This is a genomic window from Arthrobacter sp. JUb119, assembly GCF_024807995.1.
Classification (GTDB): Bacteria; Actinomycetota; Actinomycetes; order Actinomycetales; family Micrococcaceae; genus Glutamicibacter.
Genome location: NZ_JANUFE010000010.1, coordinates 1 through 22,366, shown reverse-complemented (window position 1 = coordinate 22,366; position 22,366 = coordinate 1). Strand labels below are relative to the sequence as shown.

The window sequence follows — 22,366 nt, the reverse complement described above, 5'->3', positions numbered from 1 at the left end:
TCTTGGATCTCGGGTGGATTCTGCCATTGTTCCGGTTACGGCCCACCCTATCGGCAAGAGCGCCCTATGCCGTGTACCCATGCTTACGGCCGGTCAGAAAGTGCCTGCAGAAGTTGCTGGAATTCTGGGACGTTCAGCCGCGCAGGGCTTTGCCGTGCGGGGACTTCTATGGGGACAGAAAACTGGCCCCGATCATAAGGAGAGAGATCATGAAATGCAGGCTGATCATGCGTGCAATTTCGGATTCATCCAGCCTTCTGGCGGATTTGCCGATGCCTTCGCGCATTGCAGTGCAATTCAGAGCTTCGGATTCATGAGCGTCGAAGAAGGCCAATCAGTCGAATACAAGATTGAAGCGGGACCGCCGAAGGATGCCGTGATGGGCGATGAGGATCTGGCCGGCAACCACTCGCTGCTGAGGCTGCTCTGATTTGGATTTCACTGCCACTATCGCGCCTGGAGTCTCGGACAGGATGGCTGCTGCAGGACACTGTTGTCCTCTTGGGATTGCCGCATTCTCGCCTGTCGATAATGCGTATAGGCCCAGCCGCGTGGCACCGGGGAAACTGGCAGTAGGCCCTGTTTCTGCAGGGATGTGCTGCTTACCGAAAGGACGTCATCGTGTACTTTATTGTCGTTAAATTCAAAGTCAAGCCGGATTGCTCAGACCGCTGGCCGGATCTGGTGCGCAGTTTCACCGAGTCAACCCGTGCGGAACCAGGCAACCTTTGGTTTGATTGGTCGCGCAGCCTTGAAGACCCCAACGAATTCGTTCTGGTTGAAGCCTTCCAGGACGACGCAGCTGGAGACCACGTGGGCAGCGACCACTTCAAGCAGGCCATGATCGACATGGCGCCGGCCCTGGTTGAAACTCCGCGCATTGTCAGCCGGCAGATCGAAGGCGATACCTGGGACCGCATGGGCGAATTGGAAATCAGCTAGCAACTTTTGCGATGAACCCTGAAATTGCTGGGGCAAGGCCAGCGGCAGCTGCGACTCATATTGAAGTTCCCAGCTCACCTCGACAAGATGGGGTTATGGGATATAACGATTCACTAGCTGGCCTTGCTTCAGTTCAAAAAGCATTCGCCTTGCTGGACGTGGTGGCCGCGCATAACCGGGGTATGGCTGCCAAGGAGATCGCTGCAGAACTGCAGATGCCCTTGCCTACCGTTTATCGCCTGCTCAAGACCTTGACCGTGTCGGGCCACCTGGTCCACCTGCGCGATGAAGGGCTCTATGCCCTGGGCTACAAGCTTCACGCCCTGGATAACTCGCTGCGCCGGCAGGTAGGCACACCGCCTTCGGTGGCGCGCTTGATCCGCGAATTGCATGTGCGGGCCGATGCCGCCGCCTACTACGCAGTGCACCGCGGAGAAGATATCGTGGTGGCCCACGTCGTTGAGTCGCCACTGCGCCCGCGCATCACCCCCATGGGCTTCGGGTTCAACAATGGTGCCCATGCGACCGCCTTCGGCAAAGTGCTGTTGGCGGCCATGGATGCCGAACGCTGCCACGCCTACCTGGACAAGCACGGCATGCCCGGGATGACCTCCGCGACCATCTGCGATCCGCAGGTCTTTGCCGCAGAACTGGACGCCGTACGCGAGACCGGCATTGCCATCGAACGCGAAGAATTCATCCGAGGCGCCTCCTGCATGGCCGCCCCGGTAACCACGGGCGCCGGGCAAGTCATCGGATCGGTGGCAGTTTCCATGGACCCGGCCGAATTCCAGACCCGCCACCGAGACGTCTCCGTCCTGCTGCGCGATGTGGCTTCGCGGGTGAGCCGCGCGCTGCGGGGCACCTCGATGCTAGGCGCAGCTTGCGCCGACTAACGAGGTGCCCGGACAGCCTACAACTTGGCCTGGGCCATTTGCTCGACGATGTACTCGGCCTGGCGGATGGCCAGCGCCACGATGGTCAAGGTCGGGTTGGCCGCGGCTCCAGTGGTGAATTGCGAGCCATCGGAGATGAACAGATTCGCAACATCATGGGCCTGGCCGAAAGCGTTGACCACCCCGTCTTCAGGACGCTGGCTCATTCGCGCCGTACCGAGATTATGCGTCGACGGGTACGGGGGAGTGTGGTGCGTGGACCGCGCGCCCACTGCCTCGAAGAGCAGCGAACCCTGCTGGTAGCCGTGCGTTCGCATGGCGAGGTCATTGGAGTGGTCGTCAAAATGGACATTCGGCACCGGCAGGCCCAAGCGGTCGCTCACCGTGTTGTTCAGCGTGATTCGATTGCTTTCCTGCGGCATATCCTCACCGGTAATCCACATGCCCGCAGTGTTCAAGTAGTCGTCCAGCAGCGTAGTGAATTCCGGTCCCCAGCCGCCGGGCTCCACGAAGCTGGCGAGGAACGCCGGCCCCAACGCGATGGTTTCCATGTAATAGCCACCGCAGAATCCGCGATCCGGATCATGGCGGGATTCGTCGGCAATCAGCCCGGCCATCGTCTCGCCCCGGTGCATGTTCACCGGCTGGTCGAACTTGGCATAGACGCTGCCGGTGGTGTGGCGCATGTAGTTGCGGCCCAGCTGGCCCGAGGAGTTCGCCAATCCATCGGGGAACAGCGGCGAAGCTGACAGCATCAGCAAGCGAGGGGTTTCAATGGCGTTGCCGGCCACCGCCACGATGCGTGCTTTTTGGCGCTGCGGGTTCCCTTCGGAATCTATGTAGATGACTCCGTCCACCTTGCCGGCAGCAGTATGGGTAACTTGAACAGCATGCGATTCGGGACGCAAATCCAGCAGGCCGGTGCGCAGCGACTTCGGGATTTCCGAGACCATTGTGGACCATTTGGATTTGTTCTTGTCGCCCTGGAAGTTGAACCCATCCTGGATGGATGCTGGGCGGCCGTCGTAGGGTTCGGCATTGGTTGCGTAGGGCCCGGTGGCGTACTGGCGGTAACCCAGGCGCTGGGCCCCATTGGCAAAAACCTTGTAGTTGTTGTTGGCCGGCAGAGGGGGACGCCCGTGGCGGTGGGTGCTGCCCATCTTCTGCTCGGCACGGTCGTAGTACGGTGCCAAATCGTCCAGGGTGATGGGCCAGTCCAGCAGGTTGGCCCCGTCGACCCGGCCGTAGGTGCTGCGCGCCTTGAACTCATGTGCCTTGAATCGCGGGGTGGCCCCGGACCAGTGGGTGGTGGTGCCTCCGACCGCCTTGACGATCCAGGCCGGCAGATTGGGGAAGTCGCGGGCCACGCGCCATGACCCCGAGGTGGTCCGCGGATCCAGCCAAGCCATCTGGTTGAAGGCGGCCCATTCGTCCTGGTGGTAGTCCTCATTCTTCAGATACGGGCCGGCCTCCAGCATGACCACCTTGACGCCCTTGGAAACCAGCTCATGGGCCAAAGTTCCGCCGCCGGCGCCGGAGCCGATGACGACAACTACCGAGTCGTCGTCATGGTCGTGCACTGCCGATTGCTCTTCGGTGCTCATCGGGTTGTCCCTTCCTCGAGGATTCCTGAATCACCCAGGACGTTGTCCACGGGCTTGCTGCTGGTTTCCGGTGCGTAGGCTTTCACGGCGTAGGGAAGCGGGCCCTGGTCTTGTACGGGCTCTCCGCTTTCCTCGATGCGCGGTTCGGGCAACCAATTCAGATCATTGAAACCGCGGTTCACGTAGCCGCCCTTGGAGAAGGATTCGCCTTCGTAGCCCAGGGCCAGATGCACTTCGGGGTCATCGTAGAAATTGAGGACTACGGTGCGGCGGATGAAGGCGAAGAACTCCAGATCCGCGATGCGCTTGAGCACCGCCAGTGCACGGTCATCGGGAAGATCCAGGAAATGCTCTTCGCTGAGCGTATCCAGGGTCATCAAGCCCTGGGTCAAAGCCATGCGGAACCAGCTGGATTCGGCTGAAGCCTCGATGATTTTCTCTGTCATGCGCTCGTAGGGCCCATCCGGGAACTGCGGGTGCGGAAACGAAACCCGAATGATCCGGGTCAAGATCCGCCGAGCCTCATCCGAGAGCTCCAGGGCGTTGAGAGATGAATATTTTGCTGGGAACACCATTGTTGTCACCTCGATTATTAGACGGTTAGGTCAGTTCCTGCGCTGATTCTGCAGGGAAACCGGCAGTGAAGCCTTACTTGGATTATGTAGTGCACGTCACAGTGCTGCCAGCGTCGTTATCGGCTGGTGAGAATGGCCCGGCAACTCGCTCGGCGCCACGTTGCGGGCATTATCGCTCTGCGAGAACGAAGCTATCCCCGGAGCGAGCGCGGGCCCCAAGCTGGGCAGACTCGACGGGCCAAGGGGCCGCTTCAAAGTCCGAGCAGCATCTAACAGGAGGAATCACCATGGCAGGATCCACCGCAGGGGTCGCACTCATCACCGGAGCAGGACGAGGGATTGGAAGGGCCATCGCCGAGCGCCTGGCTGATGATGGGCAGGACATCATCGTTGCCGATGTCCCGGGAGCCCAGGAGAACGTGGATGAGGTCATCGCCGCCGTCCAGCAGCGCGGGCGCCGTGCGGTCGGGGTAGCCGGAGACGTGTCGAACCCCGAAGACGTGGAACGGATGATCAAGGAGGGTACCGAAGTCTTGGGCGACCTGACGGTGTTCGTGGCCAACGCCGGCATTGCGCAGGTTGACGAGATCCTGGACGTGAAACCCGAGGCGTTGGACCGCATGCTCGACGTGAACATCAAAGGCGTCTTCTATTCCTACCAGCTGGCGGCCAAGCGCTTCATTGAGCAGGGCAGCGGCGGGAAAATCATTGGCGCGGCATCCATCGTTGCTTTCCGTCCGTTTCCCATCCTCGCCTCGTATTCGGCCACCAAATGGGCGGTGCGAGGACTGACCCAAGCGGCCGCCATGGAGTTCGCCAAACACAACATCACCGTCAATTCCTATGCGCCGGGCGTGGTGGGAACCGCGATGTGGGATTTGATTGACGAGCGGCTCACGGCGCGTGAAGGAACCCCGAGGGGCAGTGCCCTGCAGGCGCAGGCGGACAACATTCTGGCTGGCCGTGTTTCCGAGCCGGAGGACGTCGCCAAGCTGGTGAGTTATTTGGCAGGGCCGGACTCGGACCACATGACTGGCCAGACTGTCTTGATCGATGGCGGCATCAACTTCTCCTGACGCATGGGCATTGACGAGGTTCGCCATGGAGCACTGTAGCTCCGCGGCGAACCTCTTCGCTGTTGGGTGAGCCGGCAAGCGGCCGGCTCAGTGCCCACCGCCCAGGCATTTGCGCATCTTCAAGCAAGCGGTAGTCAGCCCTTCGACGTCCGCATTCTTGGGAGCCGTGCCTGACGATGACGAAATTCTGCGGGTCTTCGGCCTAGTTGAACTGCGTGTCCAGGTCGTTGGAAGAAGCTAAGAGCAATACGCCAGTGAGCCACGCCCGTCAGGAACCGCCGAAGACGGTAGCGCCCGGAAATAGAGCTTCTCCTTCTTGGGCGCCATGCGCCGGACCAGCGTATTTCGCGGACTTAAAAGAAGCCAATGGATCTGAACCGAAGATACAGGTTTGTTGAATCTCCGGCATAGCCGATCAGCTCGGCTGCCGGTAATCTTGTGAAATCTCTATGCAAGAGCAGGGGATTGGGCAAACAATTGTACGGTTCAACCAATTTGGCGCGCAGCATGCCGGATAATTGATGGAACACAGCAGGCCGGAGGAAGATACTCCGGTCGGAAGGGAATGATGGACGCTTCAGGCGACAGTAGATCTCATAGTTCCAACCCTCTGCCCGGAAGGCATGCCGGCCAGGCTCCGCAGGTCAGGGGGTGCATGTAATTGGAATGGATCTCGCTACTCATAGCGCTTCTCCTCATTCTCGGTTGCGGATTATTCGTTGCCGCTGAATTCGCGCTGATCACGGTTAACCGGAATCAGGTCAAGCAGGCCGCCGCGAACGGCGACCGCCGTGCCTCCGGTGTTCTCAAGGGCATGGAAACATTGTCCACCCAGCTTTCGGGCGCCCAGCTGGGCATCACGCTGACCAACCTCGGCATCGGCTTCCTCGCCGAGCCGGCCATCGCGGCCCTGGTCGTCGGGCCGCTGCAGGACTTCGGCCTCGACGAAACCCTGGCCCGCTCGGTCTCCATTGCCATTGCGCTGATCCTGGCCACCATCTTGACCATGGTCTTCGGCGAATTGGTTCCCAAGAACCTGGCCATTGCCAAGCCTTTCGAAACAGCCAAGGCAGTGGTGGGGTTCCAGCGCGGCTTCAGCGTCGTGACCAAGCCCTTCCTTTCATTCTTCAACGGCAACGCCAACTGGATTGTCCGCCGCTTCGGCATCGAGCCGCAAGAAGAGCTGGCCTCGACCCGTTCGGCCGAGGAACTGGTGGCCTTGGTGGGGCATTCGGCCCGCGAGGGACTGCTTCCCTCGGAAACTGCCGAAATGCTGCGCCGGACCGTGGCCTTCGGCAACCGCCGGGCCCATGATGTGATGACCGCCCGGTCGCGGATGATCACCGTGACCGCCCAGGAAACGGTGCACGAAGTGCTGGAGCTTGCCGCGCGGACCGGGCATTCCCGCTTCCCGCTGGTGGACGAGGGCGGGCACCGCGTGCTGGGCATGGTGCACATCCGCGCCTTGCTCGCCATCCCCTACGCCCAGCGGCAGCAGTCCGCGGCAGGGGACAGTGCAGAAGATGCCTTCCTGGTCCCGGATACCATCGAGCTCGATGAGCTGATGGACCAGATGCGCAACGGCGGGCTGCAACTGGCGGTACTGATCGACGAGACCGGCGACGTCGCCGGGATGCTCACGCTGGAAGACCTCGTGGAGGAAATCGTCGGCGAAGTGCGCGACGAGCACGACCCGGAGGATTCCACCATCCAGGTGCTCTCCGGGAACTCCTGGCGGCTGGATGCGGCACTGCGGCCGGATGAGGCCAATGAGCTGCTGGGCTGCCAGATCCCCGAGGACTCGGACTACGAGACCTTGGCAGGACTGCTGACCGTCCAGCTGGGCAAGTTCGGCGAGGTGGGCGATGTCGTGCGCCTCGTGGTCCCGGGCGAGCCCGGTGGACCGCATAAGGAACTTGAATTCACCATCCACGCCACCGATGGGCAGCGGATCGCCAGTGTCGATGTGACGGTGTCCGAGCAGGCAGAAGGGGAGGACGCGCGATGAGCGACCTTATGGGAATTCTGGTGACGGTCGCGCTGCTGGCAGCGAACTTCTACTTTGTCGGCGCCGAATTCGCGCTGATCTCCGCACGCCGGAGCATCATCGAGCCCAAGGCCATGGAAGGCAGCCGCAGCGCCAAGATGACGCTGTGGGCCATCGAGAACGTCTCGCTGGTCATGGCCGGTGCCCAGCTGGGCATCACCGTCTGCTCGCTGGCGCTGGGCTATGTCACCAAGCCGCTGGTGAAGTACGCGGTGGCCGGGCCCTTCGAAGCCATCGGCGTTCCGGCAGGCATGATCGACGCGCTGTCCTACGCGATTGCGCTGATCGCGGTGACCTACCTGCACGTGGTGCTTGCCGAGATGGTCCCCAAGAACATGGCCTTGGCCGGACCCGAGCGCATGGCGCTGATCCTGGGCCCGAGCATGGTCATCCTGGTCAAGGTGCTGCGCCCGGTGCTGTGGCTGATGAATGCCATGGGCAACCTGGTGCTGCGGATTTTCGGCGTCGTTCCGAAGAACGAAGTGGCCAGCACCTTTACCCGCGACGAGGTCTCTTCCATGGTGGCCGAATCCCGGGAGGGAGGCCTGCTCGATGCGCATGACGAGCAGCTGCTGCTGGGCGCCTTGCACTTCGATGCCCGGAGCATCGAGTCCGTGGCGATCAGCTTCGATGAGGTGCAGACCTTGCCGGTGGATGCCACGATAGAGCAGATCGAGGCGGCGGCCGCGCACGGCTTCTCGCGCTTCCCGCTGGTGGACGCCGGCGGCACCCCGGTGGGCTATGTCCACGTCAAGGACGTGCTGGGCGCCGACGCGCAAGCCCGGACGCAGCCGCTGCAGCGCAGCGGCATCCGCGAGCTGCCGTCCTTCGGGCAGCAGCAAAGCGTGCGCACCGCGCTGCAGGAAATGCAGCTCTCCGGAGCCCATTTGGCCCTGGTGCGTGATGGCGAAACGGGCAAGGTCACCGGCATGGTGACCCTGGAGGACATGCTCGCCGAACTGGTCGGCCAGATCAGGGACGAGCGCCGCAGCGCAAGCTAGCCGCGCAAGCCGGACAATAAAGCACCGGGCAGGGGCTGGAGGCAGGATGGGACATCTCGGGCCTCCAGCTCTGCTCGTCCAGGGCATCACGGCGCCTTGGCATAGGGGGAATCCTGCGCGAGAGCACCAGCGCCGCCCCGAGCGGTGCGAAGCCCGTAGCCAGCAGCTATTCGACGTCGGACTGAACATGGCTGCCAGGAGAACGTGAACTATCCTTCCCACGCGGCCCAGAGCTGGGCATAGCGCCCACCGGCTGCCAGCAATTCCTCATGGCTGCCATCCTCGATAATCTGACCGTGCTCCATCACAATGATCCGGTGGGCCAAACGCGCTTGGGAGAGACGGTGGGCAATCACCAAGGCGGTGCGCCCGGCAGCCAGCGCGGCGGCGGCCATGTCCAGGGTCCGCGAGTTGCTGGAACCGGACTCGGCCGTGGCCTCATCCATCACAATGATGCGCGGGTTGAGCAGCTCAATGCGGACCAACGCCAGGTGCTGTTGTTCGTGGGCCGTCAATTGATGCCCATCGGAGCCGAGCAGGGTATCAAGGCCTTCGGGCAGTGCATTAATCCAGCCAGCGTGACAGGTTTCCAACGCCTGCTGAATCCGGGCATCGGTGCACGGCGCCGTGGATCCCAGCAGCAAGTTTTCCCGGACAGTTCCCGCAAAGACATGGGTCTCCTGCGAAATTAATGCGATGTTGCGGCGCAGGGTCGCGGTGTCCAGGGCGGCCAGCGCGGTTCCATCCAACGCGGCGGTGCCTGAGCTCGGCTCGATGACGCCGGACAAGATCTTGGCTGCTGTGGATTTCCCGGCGCCGGTCGAACCGACCAAGGCGACGCACTGGCCATCGCGCAGATGCAGGTCGAGATTGCCCAGGACCTGCGGGCCGGTCTCAAAACGGTGGCTGACACCACTTAGAGTCAGTCCCTCGGCAGGGGAAGAAGCTGAGGGAACCGCGGATCTGGCCAGCGGGGTGCGCCGAGCGGCCAGCAACACTCCGGTCACCCGGCGCAACGCGATCCCCGCCTCCTGGAGCATGTCGAACAAGGTGACCACCTCGGAGATCGGGTCGAACAGCCGATGGTAGAGCAGAGCCGCGGTGGTGACAGCGCCAACCGTCGCTGCATTGGCCTGGACCAGGAAGAACCCCGAGGTCAGCAGCGCGGCCATGGTGATGAATTCGGCCCGGTTGTTGCGTGCGAAGTAGCGGGTCAGCATGCGGAAAACCCGGTCCGCGACGTGGCGTGAATCGTCGCTTGCGTGTTCAAGGGCATCGATTTGCGTTTGCGTCCAGCCTTGCGAATGCAGCATAGCCCGGCCATGGAATGCGTTCAAGAAGGTATTGGTGCGTCGAGCGAGGATCTCGCGTTCTTCGCGGTAGAGCGGTGCGCTGCGTGGCAGGTACCAGCGCAGCGAGAGCAGGTACATCGGGACAGCGATCAGCCCGGTGAGCCCCAGCACCCAGTGCAGGGTGAACAGCCCTGGAACCGACAGCACCAGCAGCGTGCCGGCGGACAACAACGCGGGCAGCAGCCAGGCTACTGCCTGGGAGATCAGGCGCGAGTCATCCGAGACACGCGAGACAAGCTCGCCATCACCGGCGCGCTCCAGGATTCCCGACTCCAGGTGGAGCGCGTGCTCTACCGCGTCCTCGCGCAGCGTGGCCACCGTCGGCTCAGCAATGCGCGCGTACAGCACCCGGGCGTACCAGGTCAGCAGCGCGCCGCCGAGCAAGGAGGCGGCAATGGAGGCCAGGCACCACACCAGGGCGGAGCCCGGTGCGCCGGTGCCCAGCGCATCCACCAGGATGCCAATGGCAAACGGCGGGACCATGGCCGTTGCGGAGGCAGCCAGGGTGATCACGGATGCCCAGGTGATCAGCAGGCGGTGCGGGCGAAGCGTTCGCCGCAGTGCCCGCCAGGCCGCAGCGGCGCTGGCGGTCGGCAGGGCGGGAGCGGAGGGTTCTGCCCGGTCGTGAACAGCGCTCATCGGCCGACCACCTTTTCATAGGTCGTATTTTCTGCAAGTGCGCGGTGGGTGGAACGCGTGATGCTTCCATCGGCCGCGAGGAAAAGCACCTCATCTGCGGCATGCAGCAGGGTGGGGGATGTGCTCAGCACCAGCAAGGTGCCTGCCCCGGCTCCGTTGCTGGCGGCATGCGCGCGCAGCTGGACCAGGCCCTGGGCGATGTTCGCCTCGGTGACCGAATCCACTGCGCTGGTTGGATCGTGCAGCACGCGCGCCAACGGTCCGCCGGATAATGCGCGGGCCAGTGCGATGCGTTGACGCTGGCCGCCGGAAAGGTTATGTCCACGGCCCTGGACCTGGTGTTCGAGCCTATCGGGCAGCGTGCCCAGCAGCTCGTCGACGCCGCTGGCGCGCAGCAGCAGCTGCAGGGTCTGCGGGTCGGGCAGCGCTGCGTCGCCCACAATGTTTTCCTTCACGCTGCCCTCGATGAGGTGCGCCTGATGCGGGGCCATGCGCAGCAGCTGCGGCAGGTAGGCGGGATCGATCTGCGCGGCGTCGATTCCATCAACCAGTAGCCGCGCGGCAGCCGCCGCCGCTGTACCTTCGCGGACTGCCGCGGTGCCAGGATTTTCCGAGCCTTCGCTGAGCAGCTTGGCCAGCCGGTGGCGCATGCTGTCGTTGGCGCAGACCAGCACGGTGAACCTGCCGGGCACGAAAACCAGCGGGCGTTCGCCAAGCCCGGGCACATCCAAGGCAAGTGCTGCATCCGGCTCAGCTGCCGGACGCCGGGTTCCGGGTTGCCGCCCGCCGTCGGCCAGCAATGCGGCAACGCGATCCGCCGCGGCGATGGACCGGGTGCCGGCTTCCACCGTTGAGACCAGGGTGCCCAGCGGCGTGGACAAGAACTGGGCCACGCCCAGCACACCCAGCAAGGTGCCGATGCCCATGGCTCCTTCAGCAACCTGCCAGGCGCCCAGGCTGGCGGCGGACAGCAGCACCAGCCCCGAGATCAATACCTGGGCGCCCTCGATCCGTCCGGTGGCCGAAGCGGAGGCCACCCCCGCGGTGGCGGCGCTGCGGCTGGCGGCACGGTAGCGCTCGGATGCCTGGTCCTGGCCGCCGATGCCACGCAGTACCTGGACTCCTGCCATGAGATCGGCGGCCGCCGCGCCGGATGCGGCGATATCGGACTGCAACCGGTCGCTGGCCCGGCTCAATCTGGGGGTCAGCCAGCGCAGGGCGGCCATGCCCAGTGGCGTGATGGCCAGCACCGCCAGGCCAACCCAGAGGTTGGCCCAGAGCAGGTATCCGGCGCAGACCAGCAGGCCCGCCAAGGCGCTGAAGCCCAGGGAAGCCTGACGGATGATCGTCGCGGTGACGGTGGTGTCCACCGAGGTGATGGCAGCAATTTCCCCGGGCATCCGTGCGGTGGCAGGCCGATAGCCGGGGTCCATGACATGCTCGGCGATCCGGGTTCGCATCAGGTGCACCTGGCGGTTCATTCCGGAGTTGCCCAGCCGTGCACCCAAGCGGTAGCCGGAGGACAGCATGAGGAAGCACAGGCCGAGGGCGGCGAGCCACACCACCAGCAGCGGCAAGCTCTGCCCGGCGATGGCGTGGTCGATGGTGGCACCGACCAGCGCGGGGACAAGCGCTTCGCCCGCTGTCCAGCAGGAAAGGAGGGCGATGGCGCCGATGATGCGGCCGCGTTCGGCTCGCAGCATGCCGCGCAGCAGAGTGCGCCCGGTGAGCATAGATGAGGACATGCTACCCATAATATGCTATTAATTATTTTCGTAACTCACATAGGCTAGCCTATGCTAAGTGCCGATTTGTGGTGCGCTCCGTGGGACCTCGCAGTCCACGCACCCGGCGGCCGACCGTTTAAGGATCACCCGCATGACCCGCAAGATCACTCGCACTTTGTTGGCCCCAGCCGCGCTGCTTGCCGCCACGGCCTTGGCCCTGACCGGCTGCGGCCAGTCCTCCGAGGCCTCCCAGGCGCCATCGTCCCCGGCGGCCGAAGGAACCCCGCTGAAGACCGTGGACCCGCAAGGCCACGAAGTTTCGCTGGAGCAGCAACCCGCCGCAGCCCTGGGTTTCTACACCACCGACGTGGATATCCTGACCATCCTGGAGGTGCCGCTGGCCGCTGAACAGCCGATTCGCGGCGACTCCGGCTTCACTACCTTCCCGGACTACTTCGACCAGGAAGCCTTGGAGGGGGTCACCCCGTTCGCCAACTACCCGGAATTCAACTACGAGCGCGTCCTCGGCGCCGCCCCGGACTTCATCCTCAACGGCCTAGGGTATGACGCCGAGGTGCATGAGAAGCTCGCGGCCATTGCCCCGACCTACACGACCAACGCCTTTGACGGCGAAACGTGGCAGTCGCACTTCGAGCGGACCGCCAAGGACCTCGACCGGCAGGCCCAGTACGACCGGTGGCTGCAGGACTACCAGCAGGCGGGTGCCGAAGCCAAAGCCGCTATCGACGAAGCCGGAAACGGCGACCTGACCGTCGCCACCCTGGGGTACTGGGATGGCAAGGTCAACGTCGACTGCTACGCCTACCTCGAATGCGGAGTCTTTGACACCATTGGCCTGGAGACCACCGAGTTGAGCCGCGAAAAAGGCCTGTCGCTGAGCTTGGAGGAACTGGACCGGCTCAAGGACGTGGACGCGGTGTGGATGTCCACCGGCGTTGGCGAGGATGCGAAGGCCGAGCTGGACAAGTCCATCGCCTCCATGGCCAAGTCGCCCTACTGGAAGGATCTGCCCTTTGTGAAGAATGAGCGGATCTACACCTACAACATGGAAATGGCCTACGGTTCGCCGTCGGGCGCCACAGCGTTCCTGCAGCAGGTCCGCAGCGACCTCGCCGGATAATCCAGCCATGGCCGCATCCGTCCGGCCCCGTCAAGTTTCCCGGCCGGACGGATACGGCCATTGCCTGCGCCTGAGCGCAGCTCAACCACCCCTCCTGCGTTCGCACTTCAAGCAGCCGACGCCCCCAGATTCAGGATCCTTTCATGGAAATTTTTGAAGCAACCGTGCAATCCACCCGCCTGCTCTCGCCTACGCTGAAGCGGCTGCGCTTCGCGGTGCAGGGCTTCACCAGCACGGGGGTCGGCGACGAATATGTTCGCCTGTTTTTCCCGCATACCGAGGACCGCAGCCTGCTGTGCCTTCCGGTAGCCGATGGGGATACCTGGCGCACGCCTCCGGGGCAGCCGGACGCGCCAATGCGCACCTACACCATCCGCGACTGCGGCGAGGGGTGGATCGATATCGATTTCGTGGTCCATGACGGAGGCATTGCCGCCGCGTGGGCACTGGCCGCCGAACCAGGAGACCGGATCGGCTTGAACTCACCGACCGGGCTGTACGATTGTCCGCCGGAAGCAACCTCGCAGGTGCTGATCTGCGACCTGACCGGGCTGCCGGCCGCGGTACGGCTGGTGGAACTGACCGGTGAACAGGTGCGCACCGAGCTGGTGGTGGAGATCCCGGATGAGGCCTCGCGCCTGGACCTGTCGGGTTTGCCGAACCTGGGCGTGCAGTGGATTGTGGCCGGAAACGGCGTGGCCCCCAGCGTGTTGCCCAAGGTGGCACGCAAGGCGGTTGAGGCGGCGGCCGGATCGGAAACCCGCCCGTACGTCTGGGTGGCCGGGCAATCCGCTGCGCTGCGTGAGATCCGCAAGATGCTGCACCGGGAACTGCGGTGGCCAAGCACCCAATACAAGGTGATTGGCTACTGGGTCGAGCAAGCCGAGAAGTGGCGTGCCCAGTGGGATGCCTTGGATGCCGGTATAAAGGAGGCCCTTGATGCCCTCTGGGACAGCTTCGAAGACCACGACGAGGCATTGATCGCATACGAGTCCGAACTTGCACGCCTGGGGCTCTGAGCACGGTGGCAACCACACGGGACCCCGGGCTGTTGCTGGCCCCACCCGGCGCAGCACCACCGGGCAGCGCGGCCGGTACCGATGCGGACCAACGGCACCGGGTGCTGGTGGGTTCACCGGGAGCCAAGCTGGTATGGCTTGCCGGCCTGATTGCCCTGTTGGCGTTCACGGTGCTGTGCTCGCTGGCCTTCGGCAGCCGCCAGATCGACCTGTCCGTGGCCTGGCAGACCATCACCAATCCCTCCTTCAATACCGATGAGGCGCAGGTCATCCGGCAGTTGCGGGTTCCACGTACGGTCCTGGGCGTTCTGGCCGGGGTCGCGTTGGGCGTAGCCGGGGCCCTGATCCAGGCGCTGACCCGCAACCCGCTGGCGGATCCAGGCATCCTGGGCGTCAACGCCGGAGCCCAATTCTCCTTGGTGATGGCAAGTTTTGCTTTCGGTTCGCTGAGTGTGCTCGGTGCCATCTGGTGGGCCTTGGGCGGTGCGCTCGCCGCAACCTTGGCGGTATACGGATTAACCCTCTCCAAGGGAGGACGCGCCGCCGACCCGTCGACCTTGGTGCTGGCTGGTGTGGCCTTCGGCGCGGTGCTGTCGGGGATCACCACCGCGCTGGTGCTGCTGCGTCCGCAGATTTTCGACATGATGCGGGTATACACCGCAGGAAATCTCAACGGCCACGAGCTTCCAGCAGTGCTGCTGATTGTCCCCTTCGTGGCAGTGGGCCTTGCCATCGCGCTGTGCTGCGCCGGGTCGCTGAATGCGATTGCCCTGGGGGATGCTCCGGCCAAGGCGCTGGGCGTGCGCATCGCCCCGGTGCGGATCGCGGTCATCGCCGCGGTGACATTGCTCTGCGGCGCGGCAACCGCGCTGGCAGGCCCGATTGGTTTCGTCGGACTCATGATTCCGCACGTGGTGCGCTGGCTGTTTGGCGTGCAACAGGGCTGGATCCTGATTTTCACCATCGTCCTGGCCCCTGTGCTGCTGCTTGGTTCCGACATCCTGGGCCGGGTGATCCTGCCCAATGCGGAGGTCTCGGCGGGAATCATCACAGCCTTTGCCGGTGCACCTGTGCTCTTGGCCTTGGCCCGGCGCAAGAACGCGAGTACCCTATGAGCCTCAAGCCCCTGATCCCAGCACCGGCTGAGGCAGCCGGTGCGCGTGTGCAAGGGTGCCAGGTGCCAACCGGACGACGGGAAGTGCGGATCGGTCGTGGCCGTTGGAGTTGGCGGCTTGATCGCACCTCGCTGCTGGTGGGTACGGCCCTGGCCCTGTGCGGGCTGCTGGTTGGGCTCATATCCCTGGCCCTCGGGGATGTGCGTGTGCCGATGGACCAGGTGATTCCCGCGCTGCTGGGAAACTCCGAGCACCGTTATGAAGTGGTGGTCCGCGACTGGCGGCTGACCCGGGTGGTCCTGGCACTGGCATTCGGATTCGCCCTCGGAATCTCTGGTGCACTCTTCCAATCGTTGACCCGGAACCCCCTGGGCAGCCCGGACGTGATTGGCTTCAGTTCGGGGGCTTACACCGCGGCGCTGGCGCTGATGCTTTTCACCACCGCGAGTGCCGCACAGATTGCCGTGGGTTCCATTGCCGGAGGCCTGGCGGCCGCGGCATTGGTTTTCATGATCGCCAGCCGCAACGGGACCACAGGGTTCCGGCTCATTGTGGTCGGTATTGGCGTTGGCGCCATGCTGGCCTCGGCCAACACGTTCATGCTGTTGGCAGCTCAACGCCAGGTAGCCATGTCTGCAGCGGTATGGGGTGCTGGTTCGCTGAACTCGGTCGGCAATGCCGTAGTGGGTCCTTCGCTGCTGGGCATTGGCATTTTCGCGCTTGCCGCGGTTCTGCTGCAACGCCATGCCCGGATCCTGGAATGCGGGGATCCGCTGGCCATTTCGCTGGGCGTGAATGCCAAGCTGGTGCGCGCGTCGATGGTGGTTGTAGGAGTTGGCCTGGTGGCGGTGGCCACCGCGGCGGCTGGGCCGATCGCCTTCGTGGCCCTGGTGGCCCCGCAGATCTCGGCCCGGCTCAGCGGCCGTGCCGAGCTGGACCTCGTTCCGGCTGGATGCTTCGGAGCGTTGCTGCTGGTGTCAGCGGACACCGTGGCACGCATAGCTTTCATGCCGATCCAGCTGCCGGTCGGCATTGTGACCGTCTGCCTTGGCGGAGTGTATTTGATTTGGCTATTGATAAGGGAGAGTCGCGCATGAGCGCATTGGGAACCGAACCCGCTCAGCAGGCAGCCGACGCGGTAAGAGCGGGCATGGTGGCGCGGAAGCCAGCGCCTCGGCTTGAGGTGCAGGGGGTGCAGCTGGGATATGGCCGTGAGCCAGTCATCGATTGCCTCGATGCGTCCTTCGAAGCGGGCAAATTCACCGCGATCATCGGGCCCAACGGCTGCGGCAAGTCCACGCTGCTCAGCGCGCTGGCCAGGTTGCTGAAGCCCATGGCCGGCCGGGTGCTGCTGGATGGCAACCCCATCGCATCCTACAAGCCCAAGGCCTATGCACGGGAAGTGTCGCTGTTGAGCCAGCAAGCCATCGCTCCCTCGGGGATCACCGTTGCCCAGCTGGTAGCCCGCGGCCGCTTCCCGCATCAGAAGCTGCTGGCCCAGCATAGCGAGCAGGATGAAGCGGCGGTCCACGCTGCACTGGCCGCGACCGGAACCCTTCCCTTGGCCACCCGCCGGCTGGCCGAGCTTTCCGGCGGCCAGCGCCAGAGGGTCTGGGCGGCCACCACCTTGGCCCAGCAGGCACCCATTCTGCTGCTGGATGAGCCGACAACCTATCTGGATGTCGCCCATCAGGTGGAGCTGCTGGACCTGTTCGCCCAGCAACGCGATGCGGGAAAAACCGTGGTCGCGGTGCTGCACGACATCAATCAGGCAGTGCGATACGCCGACACCGTGGTGATGATGCGTGGCGGAAAGATACTGGCTTCCGGCGCACCAGAAGATGTCATTACGGCGCAGAGCCTTGGCGAGGCATTTGGCGTGCACTGCGAGATTCACCCCGATCCGGTGACATCCGGTCCGATGATGGTCGCCGTCCCCGGCAGGCTGCGTCACGAGTCCGCGCCGAAATCAGACGACAGATAGTGCGGGTCGGGGATTGCCCATGGCCGAAGATGCTGCCAAGGACAACAACTCGGTCGCTTGAGCCTTGGTGGGGGAGTTTAGAGGCCATCCCATGAACCTGGCTGGATACGAGGTTCCTGACTGCTTGGGAACCGGTCCGGATAGCCGGGGCTCTTGGTGCGCAAGTTTGGCTAACGGGGTAGTTCCCGCAGCCTTTTGTGCAGTGGTCAAACGCCGCGGGCTGGCATCAGCTACCGGGATCGCCGAGCGGACTCGAAGGGCGAGTTCTTGCGCGAAAGCAGCAAGGTCAGCATTGCCCCGAGCAGCGCGAAGCCTGTGGTCAGCAACCAGGTGGCATTCCAGCCGCCGGTGATTGTGGCCACGGATGCCAGCAGCATCGGGCCGGTGAAGTTGCCGATGTTGAAGATCTGCTGGGTCAAGCCCATCGAGGCAGGGGCCGAACCGCCGGGCGGAGCCAGATCGACCACCACGCGGGTCATGGTGGTCGGGATGGCCGCTCCGGCCAGCGAGAAGAAGCCAACGCAGATCATCTGGATCCACAGCAACCCAGGCGGGTAGTCGAAGGCGAAGGTGCAAAACGATGCCAGGGACATCAGCGCGAAGCCGGCTAGCAGCAGCGTGCGCCCATTGGCGCCACGCTGGAGCAGCCCTCCGCAGAGGATCGCGCCCACCGCGTTCAGCCCGCCCACCACGGCGGAAGCCAAACCACCGGCCACCGGATCCAGGCCGAATTCCTCGTAGATGGTGGGCAGGAACCCCACTACTGCCATCCATTGCACCGTGTAGCAGCCGAAAATCAGGCCGCTGATCCACACGCGCGATGCCCGGGCGGTGATGGCGATGCGCCGGGCGGCCTCACGCAGGGCCGCCGATCCGGCGGGTTCATCCGCACCCACGAACTTGAGGATCAGCGGAATCGGCAGCAGGGTGATGAACGCGAGGATGCCCCACCACAGGTGCCATGACAGGTGCTGGAGCACCAGCGCCGTGGAGAAGACCCCGATGAAGGTGGCCATGCCCATGTAGGCGGCCCACCACCCCACGGCCATGTTCAGGTTCCGGATGGGGGCATGGAGGCGCACCAGCCCCGGCCCCATGACGGTAGCCATGATCACGCCCGCCCCTTCCAGGACGCGGGTGGCCAGCAGCAGCGGAGCGCTGGGGGACAAGGCGCCCAGCGCGCTGCCCAGCACCAGCAGCAGCAAGCCGAGGATCAGTGTGCGGCGCTGGGAGTTGACTTCCGAAAGCAGGGAAACGGCCAGGCCGCCGGCCATGCCGGCTACCTGGACCACGCCCAGCAGCACGCCGGAGAAAATCAGCGAGAAGCCCAATTCGTCCTGGATCACGGTCAGCGCGGGGGCGAGCTTCCAGATGTGCAGGCCGGCCACCACGCCGGAGGCCACGATGATGATCCAGGCCGCGTTGGTCCGTTGCTGGACTTGTTCCATTTTGGCTTGCACTGCCGCCGATGCCTCCTCGCATAGGACGCGCCAACTGGTGCTCGGCGCTATTGTCCACTTCGGATTGTGGCACGGGCCGGGCAGCGATCCGGCATTCGTGTCATTGAACGGGAATCCCTGCCGGCGGAACTCCGGGCTGGATCCACTAGCCCAGGGCGAATTCTCCTTCGGCAGGTTGCAGGTGCGAGCTGAGAGTTCGCCGATATTTCCCGGGCGTTGCATTGCAGCACGAGTCCTCGGAGTAGTTTGGAGGCCAACCCGGCCGATCAAGCTCAGGAGGAATGATGTTCCGGCACAGTTCGTCCCGCACCCGGCAAGTGAAGGCAGCAGCGGCTCTTGGATGCGTCTTCATGGCGACAGCCTGCTTCCCAGCGGTGCCGGTGGACCCCGAAGGAACCCTGGACACGGTTCGTTCCGGGACGCTTCGGGCCGGAGTATCTCCTGCTTCGGATTTCGTGGAAATCCGGGATGGAGTACCCCAGGGCGCCGAACCAGCGCTCATAGAAGACTTTGCCCAGCATGCAGGTGCCGAAATCCAATGGACCATTGGTGGCGAAGAACAGCTAGTGAAGCAGCTGGAAGCAGGCCAGCTGGATTTGGTGGCGGGAGGCATCACCTCCAAGACGCCGTGGTCGGAAAAGGCTGGAGTCACTCGTCCCTACACGACCGCCATTGACGCCAAGGGCAAGGAAAGGAAAATAGTCCTGCTCGTGCCTCCAGGCGAAAATGCTTTCCTGTCCGAGCTGGAGTACTTCCTGGACCAGACGCAGGAGATGCCATGAAAAACGCTGCCGGAACGCACTTGCCTCCCGAGCAACGCGAACTCATGGCGCGCGCTGCGAAGCTCGAGTGGATCAGCATCGGATACACGGCGCTCACCATTACCCTTGTGGCACTAGTGGTGGGAAATTCGCAGGCCATGCGCACAGCGTGGATCGAAGACATGCTCTCAGTCCTGCCGCAGCTGGCCTTTTTGGCATCACTGCAGTTCACCCGGAGGGCTCGTCGGCGCTCGCACCCCTACGGCTACCACCGGTCCATGGGAGCCGGGCATCTGGTCGCAGGAGTGGCGTTGCTGGTCGTCGGAGCGATGCTCGCGTACGAATCGGTATCGGCTCTGGTTAAACTGGAGCACCCGACCATCGGAACCATGAACCTGTTTGGCCATACGGTATGGCAAGGATGGATCATGATGGCGGTCATGGCGCTGATCGCGGCACCGGCCGTGGTGCTGGGACGGTTGAAAATCAAGATTGCCCAACCGCTGCACAATAAGCTGCTCTACGCCGACTCCAAGATGGCCAAGGCCGACTGGCAGACCAATGCTGCTTCGATCGTCGGTGTCGCCGGAATCGGCGTTGGATTGTGGTGGCTTGATTCCACCGCGGCGCTGGTGATCGCTGCCGGCATTCTCAAGGACGGCTGGGACAGCACGAAGTCCGCAACCTCGGATTTGCTGGATCGCCGTTCCAAAGGTGTCGACGGCACGGATCCGCACCCGCTGATCCCGGCCATGGAGGAACAGCTCCATGCCCTGGATTGGGTTCGCACTGCGGGATTGAGGGTCCGCGAACTCGGCCAGGTCCAGCACACGGAAGCGTTCATCGTTCCGGAATCCGATACCGTGACGCTTGCCCAATCCGAGGAAGCGCGGAAAGTGCTAGAGGGAACCGACTGGAAAGCGTATGACGTGGTGGTGACGATAGTTCCCGAGCTGCCTGAGTTCCTCAAGCAGGGCTGAAATTCGAGGTCTAGGCCCCCGCCTGGAGCGCAGCGGAAGCACGGCGATCCGGCGAGGAAAACCGGCGAGGCAGGGTGCTGGCGCTGGAGCTAGCAGCCCGCCTCGGCTGCCCCGCCGGACTAGCCGATATCGGTGGGTGACGTGGCTACTTGGCCAGGCCAGTCGTTGCGCACAAAGCAGGGAATCTCATGGATTGCCGCGCTATGGGACCAGAAAGCGACGCGAAAGGGCATCATTTTCTCCGTGTGCTGCCGGGAGCAGAGTTCGCTGATGGTGGTTCCAGCTGGCAAATGGGGAACTTTGGGAAACAGCGGGCTGGGTACCGTGATGTGCCATAGCTGCAGGTCATCGGTTTGGTCATCGTCAAGAACCATGAGTACAGCCCGGCCATGGACCGATACGAAGCCCATTACTTCATCTACTGGATCAGTGCGTTGCGCGAATACCACGGGCATGCCCTCCATCCAGCCGTACGCAGTGAGATGGGTTCTGGCCTCGGGGCAATGCAAAAGTTTTTCGACGCGGTGCATGGCGCGCATATTTAGTTCAGGCATGTTCATTTAATCCTCCGCTGATGGCAGCTCTCCGAAAGGTGACCGCCCACGAAGTTCTGCGGCATAAAGCCGCGGAATCCCCCGGGTTTCGCCTTTGGCGCTCGGTGTTCATCGTGGAGTGTTCTTCTGATAATACATCTTGTTTCCAACCGCCGAGCGGCGCCTTATGTGGACACATGCCCAATGTGGTGCAATTCGCAGGTTTTCAAGTGGGATGTCCCTGCGCAAGCAGTGGAGCAGAGATCCATTTAGCAGAACGAGATTGCCGGGCTAACTAGAGTCGAAGAATTGAATGAATAGCGAATGGGCACTTTCCTGTTTCGCCTCTTAAAGCTGTGGATCGAAGTAATTCTGCACTCAATACCCAGAGCGTTTTGGACCGCGCAGGTCCCGGAAAAAGCTCAGATGCCTGAAGCGGCGCGTATCAACGAGCCGGTCAAGTGCTTGGAAGGAATATAACTGTAGGCTATATAACCCTCGTTGGTCTCGCTTTGCTTGAAATCTTTCGTTAGTCCGGCTCCTGATCGAAGCGTTGCGTCTAGCCCGGTGTTGGTCTTGCTCTTCAGGACCGTGTCGGGTTGCTGGGTGCTGATCTTTGGCGTAAAAAGGTACGGTCGTTGCAACGCCTGATTGTTCAGGATGTTGCAACGACCGTTAGAACCCGTCGACCGCCTGCCCCGCTTTTGGGATGATCGACCTAAACGCGCTTAGCGTGCCTGGATATCTGCAGCCTGAGGGCCCTTTGGGCCGGATTCAAGCTTGTATTCGACCGATTGTCCTTCTTCAAGATTCTTGAATCCGAAACTCTGAATTGCGCTGTAATGCGCGAAAACGTCAGCGGATCCATCAGAAGGCTCAATGAAACCGAAGCCCTTTTCGGAGTTGAACCACTTTACAGTGCCAGTAGCCATGTGTATTCCTAAATCGTAATTCGCGGCATGCCGCGATTTGAGCTTGTGCCACCGTAGCAGCACTGAAGCCATTATTTTTGTTGCATCCCGTGACACTTAATCAAGCATGAATAGCTTGGAGAGCCAGAACATCGAATTCTGAGTTCTGGGGTAAGAATTCACTGGAGACGCATGTAATAGCGGTCGAAGAGGTTCTATAGAAACGCAGTTTCAAACCGACTGCCCCACCACGGAAGTGGGGACGAATATTTCAAGTGATGCGATTCGCTCTCATGGGAAAAATTCCGAGGAAACGCTTATTAAAAATCCAAGGGAGGAACAATAGGAATTTTCAATTTTCCTTATTGGCTCTAATATCTAGACTACCATGAGGAGCTCGCTTAATCTCGCCGGTTTGCTGTGAGGGGAAGCCGAAGTCCTGCCAGGGGAGCTGATTTCGTTGTTCTGTGCCTGCAGCAAGACCGTTATGGGATTCGGTATCCGGAGGTCATCGGGCACTCGAAAGGATCCCGGGCCGATAGCCCGACCTTGTTCAGGTAGGTGATCACCTGTGCGTAGGATTCGCGGACACTGGCCACGGTG

At 62.8% G+C, this 22,366-nt stretch carries 20 protein-coding genes and 1 pseudogene; 13 read left to right on the top strand and 8 right to left on the bottom strand.

The window, feature by feature from the left end:
• Positions 1-13: 13 nt before the first annotated feature.
• The 3 genes from M2368_RS18120 (at position 14) to M2368_RS18110 (ending at position 1,838) form a co-directional block, all read left to right on the top strand.
• Positions 14-430, top strand: coding sequence for a cold shock domain-containing protein (locus M2368_RS18120; RefSeq protein WP_498724803.1), 417 nt, complete (start codon positions 14-16; stop codon positions 428-430).
• A gap of 191 nt (positions 431-621) precedes the next feature.
• Positions 622-942: a putative quinol monooxygenase gene (locus M2368_RS18115; RefSeq protein WP_105658946.1), complete on the top strand. Its 321-nt coding sequence runs from the start codon at positions 622-624 to the stop codon at positions 940-942.
• A 95-nt stretch (positions 943-1,037) separates the two neighbouring features.
• Positions 1,038-1,838 (top strand): IclR family transcriptional regulator, encoded by an 801-nt coding sequence (locus M2368_RS18110; protein ID WP_388025876.1) that lies wholly within the window; start codon positions 1,038-1,040, stop codon positions 1,836-1,838.
• Positions 1,839-1,855: 17 nt separating this feature from the next.
• Here M2368_RS18110 and M2368_RS18105 read toward each other — a convergent pair whose 3' ends face one another.
• Together M2368_RS18105 and M2368_RS18100 are read right to left on the bottom strand one after the other, a co-directional pair.
• Complete coding sequence (locus M2368_RS18105; RefSeq protein ID WP_105662354.1) at positions 1,856-3,442, bottom strand: GMC family oxidoreductase; 1,587 nt, start codon at positions 3,440-3,442, stop codon at positions 1,856-1,858.
• Positions 3,439-4,017, bottom strand: a complete 579-nt coding sequence (locus M2368_RS18100) for a hypothetical protein (protein ID WP_498724801.1) — start codon at positions 4,015-4,017, stop codon at positions 3,439-3,441. Before M2368_RS18100 ends, M2368_RS18105 begins: the two co-directional genes overlap by 4 nt.
• A 287-nt stretch (positions 4,018-4,304) precedes the next feature.
• Between M2368_RS18100 and M2368_RS18095 the strand changes: the two genes are divergently transcribed.
• The 3 genes from M2368_RS18095 (at position 4,305) to M2368_RS18085 (ending at position 8,141) form a co-directional block, all read left to right on the top strand.
• Positions 4,305-5,093, top strand: coding sequence for an SDR family NAD(P)-dependent oxidoreductase (locus M2368_RS18095; protein ID WP_498724800.1), 789 nt, complete (start codon positions 4,305-4,307; stop codon positions 5,091-5,093).
• A gap of 661 nt (positions 5,094-5,754) precedes the next feature.
• Positions 5,755-7,101 (top strand): hemolysin family protein, encoded by a 1,347-nt coding sequence (locus M2368_RS18090; protein WP_332502756.1) that lies wholly within the window; start codon positions 5,755-5,757, stop codon positions 7,099-7,101.
• Positions 7,098-8,141 carry a hemolysin family protein gene (locus M2368_RS18085; RefSeq protein WP_133833964.1) on the top strand — a complete coding sequence of 348 codons (1,044 nt, stop codon included), beginning with the start codon at positions 7,098-7,100 and terminating at the stop codon, positions 8,139-8,141. The genes M2368_RS18090 and M2368_RS18085 overlap by 4 nt, the downstream gene beginning before the upstream one ends.
• Positions 8,142-8,350: 209 nt before the next feature.
• Here M2368_RS18085 and M2368_RS18080 read toward each other — a convergent pair whose 3' ends face one another.
• Together M2368_RS18080 and M2368_RS18075 are read right to left on the bottom strand one after the other, a co-directional pair.
• Entirely contained in the window at positions 8,351-10,132 is a 1,782-nt protein-coding gene (locus tag M2368_RS18080) for an ABC transporter ATP-binding protein (RefSeq protein WP_498724799.1), read from the bottom strand.
• The gene (locus M2368_RS18075; RefSeq protein ID WP_498724798.1) at positions 10,129-11,877 is read right to left on the bottom strand and encodes an ABC transporter transmembrane domain-containing protein; all 1,749 of its coding nucleotides are present in this window, start codon (positions 11,875-11,877) and stop codon (positions 10,129-10,131) included. Before M2368_RS18075 ends, M2368_RS18080 begins: the two co-directional genes overlap by 4 nt.
• Before the next feature lie 133 nt (positions 11,878-12,010).
• On the opposite strand from M2368_RS18075, the gene M2368_RS18070 reads away from it, so the two are divergent.
• The 5 genes from M2368_RS18070 (at position 12,011) to M2368_RS18050 (ending at position 17,118) form a co-directional block, all read left to right on the top strand.
• Complete coding sequence (locus M2368_RS18070) at positions 12,011-13,000, top strand: ABC transporter substrate-binding protein (protein ID WP_133833967.1); 990 nt, start codon at positions 12,011-12,013, stop codon at positions 12,998-13,000.
• 143 nt (positions 13,001-13,143) lie between these two features.
• On the top strand, positions 13,144-14,019 hold the full coding sequence (locus M2368_RS18065; RefSeq protein ID WP_105658956.1) for a siderophore-interacting protein: 876 nt from the start codon (positions 13,144-13,146) through the stop codon (positions 14,017-14,019).
• A 5-nt stretch (positions 14,020-14,024) separates the two neighbouring features.
• The gene (locus M2368_RS18060) at positions 14,025-15,134 is read left to right on the top strand and encodes a FecCD family ABC transporter permease (protein WP_105662362.1); all 1,110 of its coding nucleotides are present in this window, start codon (positions 14,025-14,027) and stop codon (positions 15,132-15,134) included.
• Entirely contained in the window at positions 15,131-16,231 is a 1,101-nt protein-coding gene (locus M2368_RS18055; RefSeq protein ID WP_105658957.1) for a FecCD family ABC transporter permease, read from the top strand. The genes M2368_RS18060 and M2368_RS18055 overlap by 4 nt, the downstream gene beginning before the upstream one ends.
• On the top strand, positions 16,228-17,118 hold the full coding sequence (locus tag M2368_RS18050) for an ABC transporter ATP-binding protein (RefSeq protein ID WP_498724797.1): 891 nt from the start codon (positions 16,228-16,230) through the stop codon (positions 17,116-17,118). The genes M2368_RS18055 and M2368_RS18050 overlap by 4 nt, the downstream gene beginning before the upstream one ends.
• A 230-nt stretch (positions 17,119-17,348) precedes the next feature.
• On the opposite strand, the gene M2368_RS18045 is transcribed toward M2368_RS18050, so the two are convergent.
• Entirely contained in the window at positions 17,349-18,578 is a 1,230-nt protein-coding gene (locus tag M2368_RS18045; RefSeq protein ID WP_498724796.1) for an MFS transporter, read from the bottom strand.
• Positions 18,579-18,928: 350 nt separating this feature from the next.
• Between M2368_RS18045 and M2368_RS18040 the strand changes: the two genes are divergently transcribed.
• Both M2368_RS18040 and M2368_RS18035 read left to right on the top strand, forming a co-directional pair.
• Positions 18,929-19,360 (top strand): transporter substrate-binding domain-containing protein, encoded by a 432-nt coding sequence (locus M2368_RS18040; RefSeq protein WP_332727624.1) that lies wholly within the window; start codon positions 18,929-18,931, stop codon positions 19,358-19,360.
• Entirely contained in the window at positions 19,357-20,319 is a 963-nt protein-coding gene (locus tag M2368_RS18035; protein ID WP_402697699.1) for a cation diffusion facilitator family transporter, read from the top strand. Before M2368_RS18040 ends, M2368_RS18035 begins: the two co-directional genes overlap by 4 nt.
• 119 nt (positions 20,320-20,438) lie before the next feature.
• Here the strand turns inward: M2368_RS18035 and M2368_RS18030 are convergent, their stop codons facing one another.
• From M2368_RS18030 to M2368_RS18020, 3 genes and pseudogenes are all read right to left on the bottom strand, one after another.
• Positions 20,439-20,879 (bottom strand): hypothetical protein, encoded by a 441-nt coding sequence (locus tag M2368_RS18030; protein WP_105662366.1) that lies wholly within the window; start codon positions 20,877-20,879, stop codon positions 20,439-20,441.
• A 701-nt stretch (positions 20,880-21,580) separates the two neighbouring features.
• Positions 21,581-21,784, bottom strand: coding sequence for a cold-shock protein (locus M2368_RS18025; RefSeq protein WP_105658961.1), 204 nt, complete (start codon positions 21,782-21,784; stop codon positions 21,581-21,583).
• A gap of 464 nt (positions 21,785-22,248) precedes the next feature.
• Positions 22,249-22,366: pseudogene (locus M2368_RS18020) on the bottom strand (acyl-CoA desaturase); the annotation flags it as partial.

What these genes read in the sequence shown, in the direction of transcription:
- M2368_RS18105 (WP_105662354.1), bottom strand. Translation starts at nt 3,442, where the DNA reads ATGAGCACCGAAGAGCAATCGGCAGTGCACGACCATGACGACGACTCG.
- M2368_RS18025 (WP_105658961.1), bottom strand. Translation starts at nt 21,784, where the DNA reads ATGGCTACTGGCACTGTAAAGTGGTTCAACTCCGAAAAGGGCTTCGGT.
- M2368_RS18040 (WP_332727624.1), top strand. Translation starts at nt 18,929, where the DNA reads ATGGCGACAGCCTGCTTCCCAGCGGTGCCGGTGGACCCCGAAGGAACC.
- M2368_RS18095 (WP_498724800.1), top strand. Translation starts at nt 4,305, where the DNA reads ATGGCAGGATCCACCGCAGGGGTCGCACTCATCACCGGAGCAGGACGA.
- M2368_RS18100 (WP_498724801.1), bottom strand. Translation starts at nt 4,017, where the DNA reads ATGGTGTTCCCAGCAAAATATTCATCTCTCAACGCCCTGGAGCTCTCG.
- M2368_RS18030 (WP_105662366.1), bottom strand. Translation starts at nt 20,879, where the DNA reads ATGAACATGCCTGAACTAAATATGCGCGCCATGCACCGCGTCGAAAAA.
- M2368_RS18080 (WP_498724799.1), bottom strand. Translation starts at nt 10,132, where the DNA reads ATGAGCGCTGTTCACGACCGGGCAGAACCCTCCGCTCCCGCCCTGCCG.
- M2368_RS18055 (WP_105658957.1), top strand. Translation starts at nt 15,131, where the DNA reads ATGAGCCTCAAGCCCCTGATCCCAGCACCGGCTGAGGCAGCCGGTGCG.
- M2368_RS18050 (WP_498724797.1), top strand. Translation starts at nt 16,228, where the DNA reads ATGAGCGCATTGGGAACCGAACCCGCTCAGCAGGCAGCCGACGCGGTA.
- M2368_RS18085 (WP_133833964.1), top strand. Translation starts at nt 7,098, where the DNA reads ATGAGCGACCTTATGGGAATTCTGGTGACGGTCGCGCTGCTGGCAGCG.
- M2368_RS18070 (WP_133833967.1), top strand. Translation starts at nt 12,011, where the DNA reads ATGACCCGCAAGATCACTCGCACTTTGTTGGCCCCAGCCGCGCTGCTT.
- M2368_RS18075 (WP_498724798.1), bottom strand. Translation starts at nt 11,877, where the DNA reads ATGTCCTCATCTATGCTCACCGGGCGCACTCTGCTGCGCGGCATGCTG.
- M2368_RS18065 (WP_105658956.1), top strand. Translation starts at nt 13,144, where the DNA reads ATGGAAATTTTTGAAGCAACCGTGCAATCCACCCGCCTGCTCTCGCCT.
- M2368_RS18110 (WP_388025876.1), top strand. Translation starts at nt 1,038, where the DNA reads ATGGGATATAACGATTCACTAGCTGGCCTTGCTTCAGTTCAAAAAGCA.
- M2368_RS18035 (WP_402697699.1), top strand. Translation starts at nt 19,357, where the DNA reads ATGAAAAACGCTGCCGGAACGCACTTGCCTCCCGAGCAACGCGAACTC.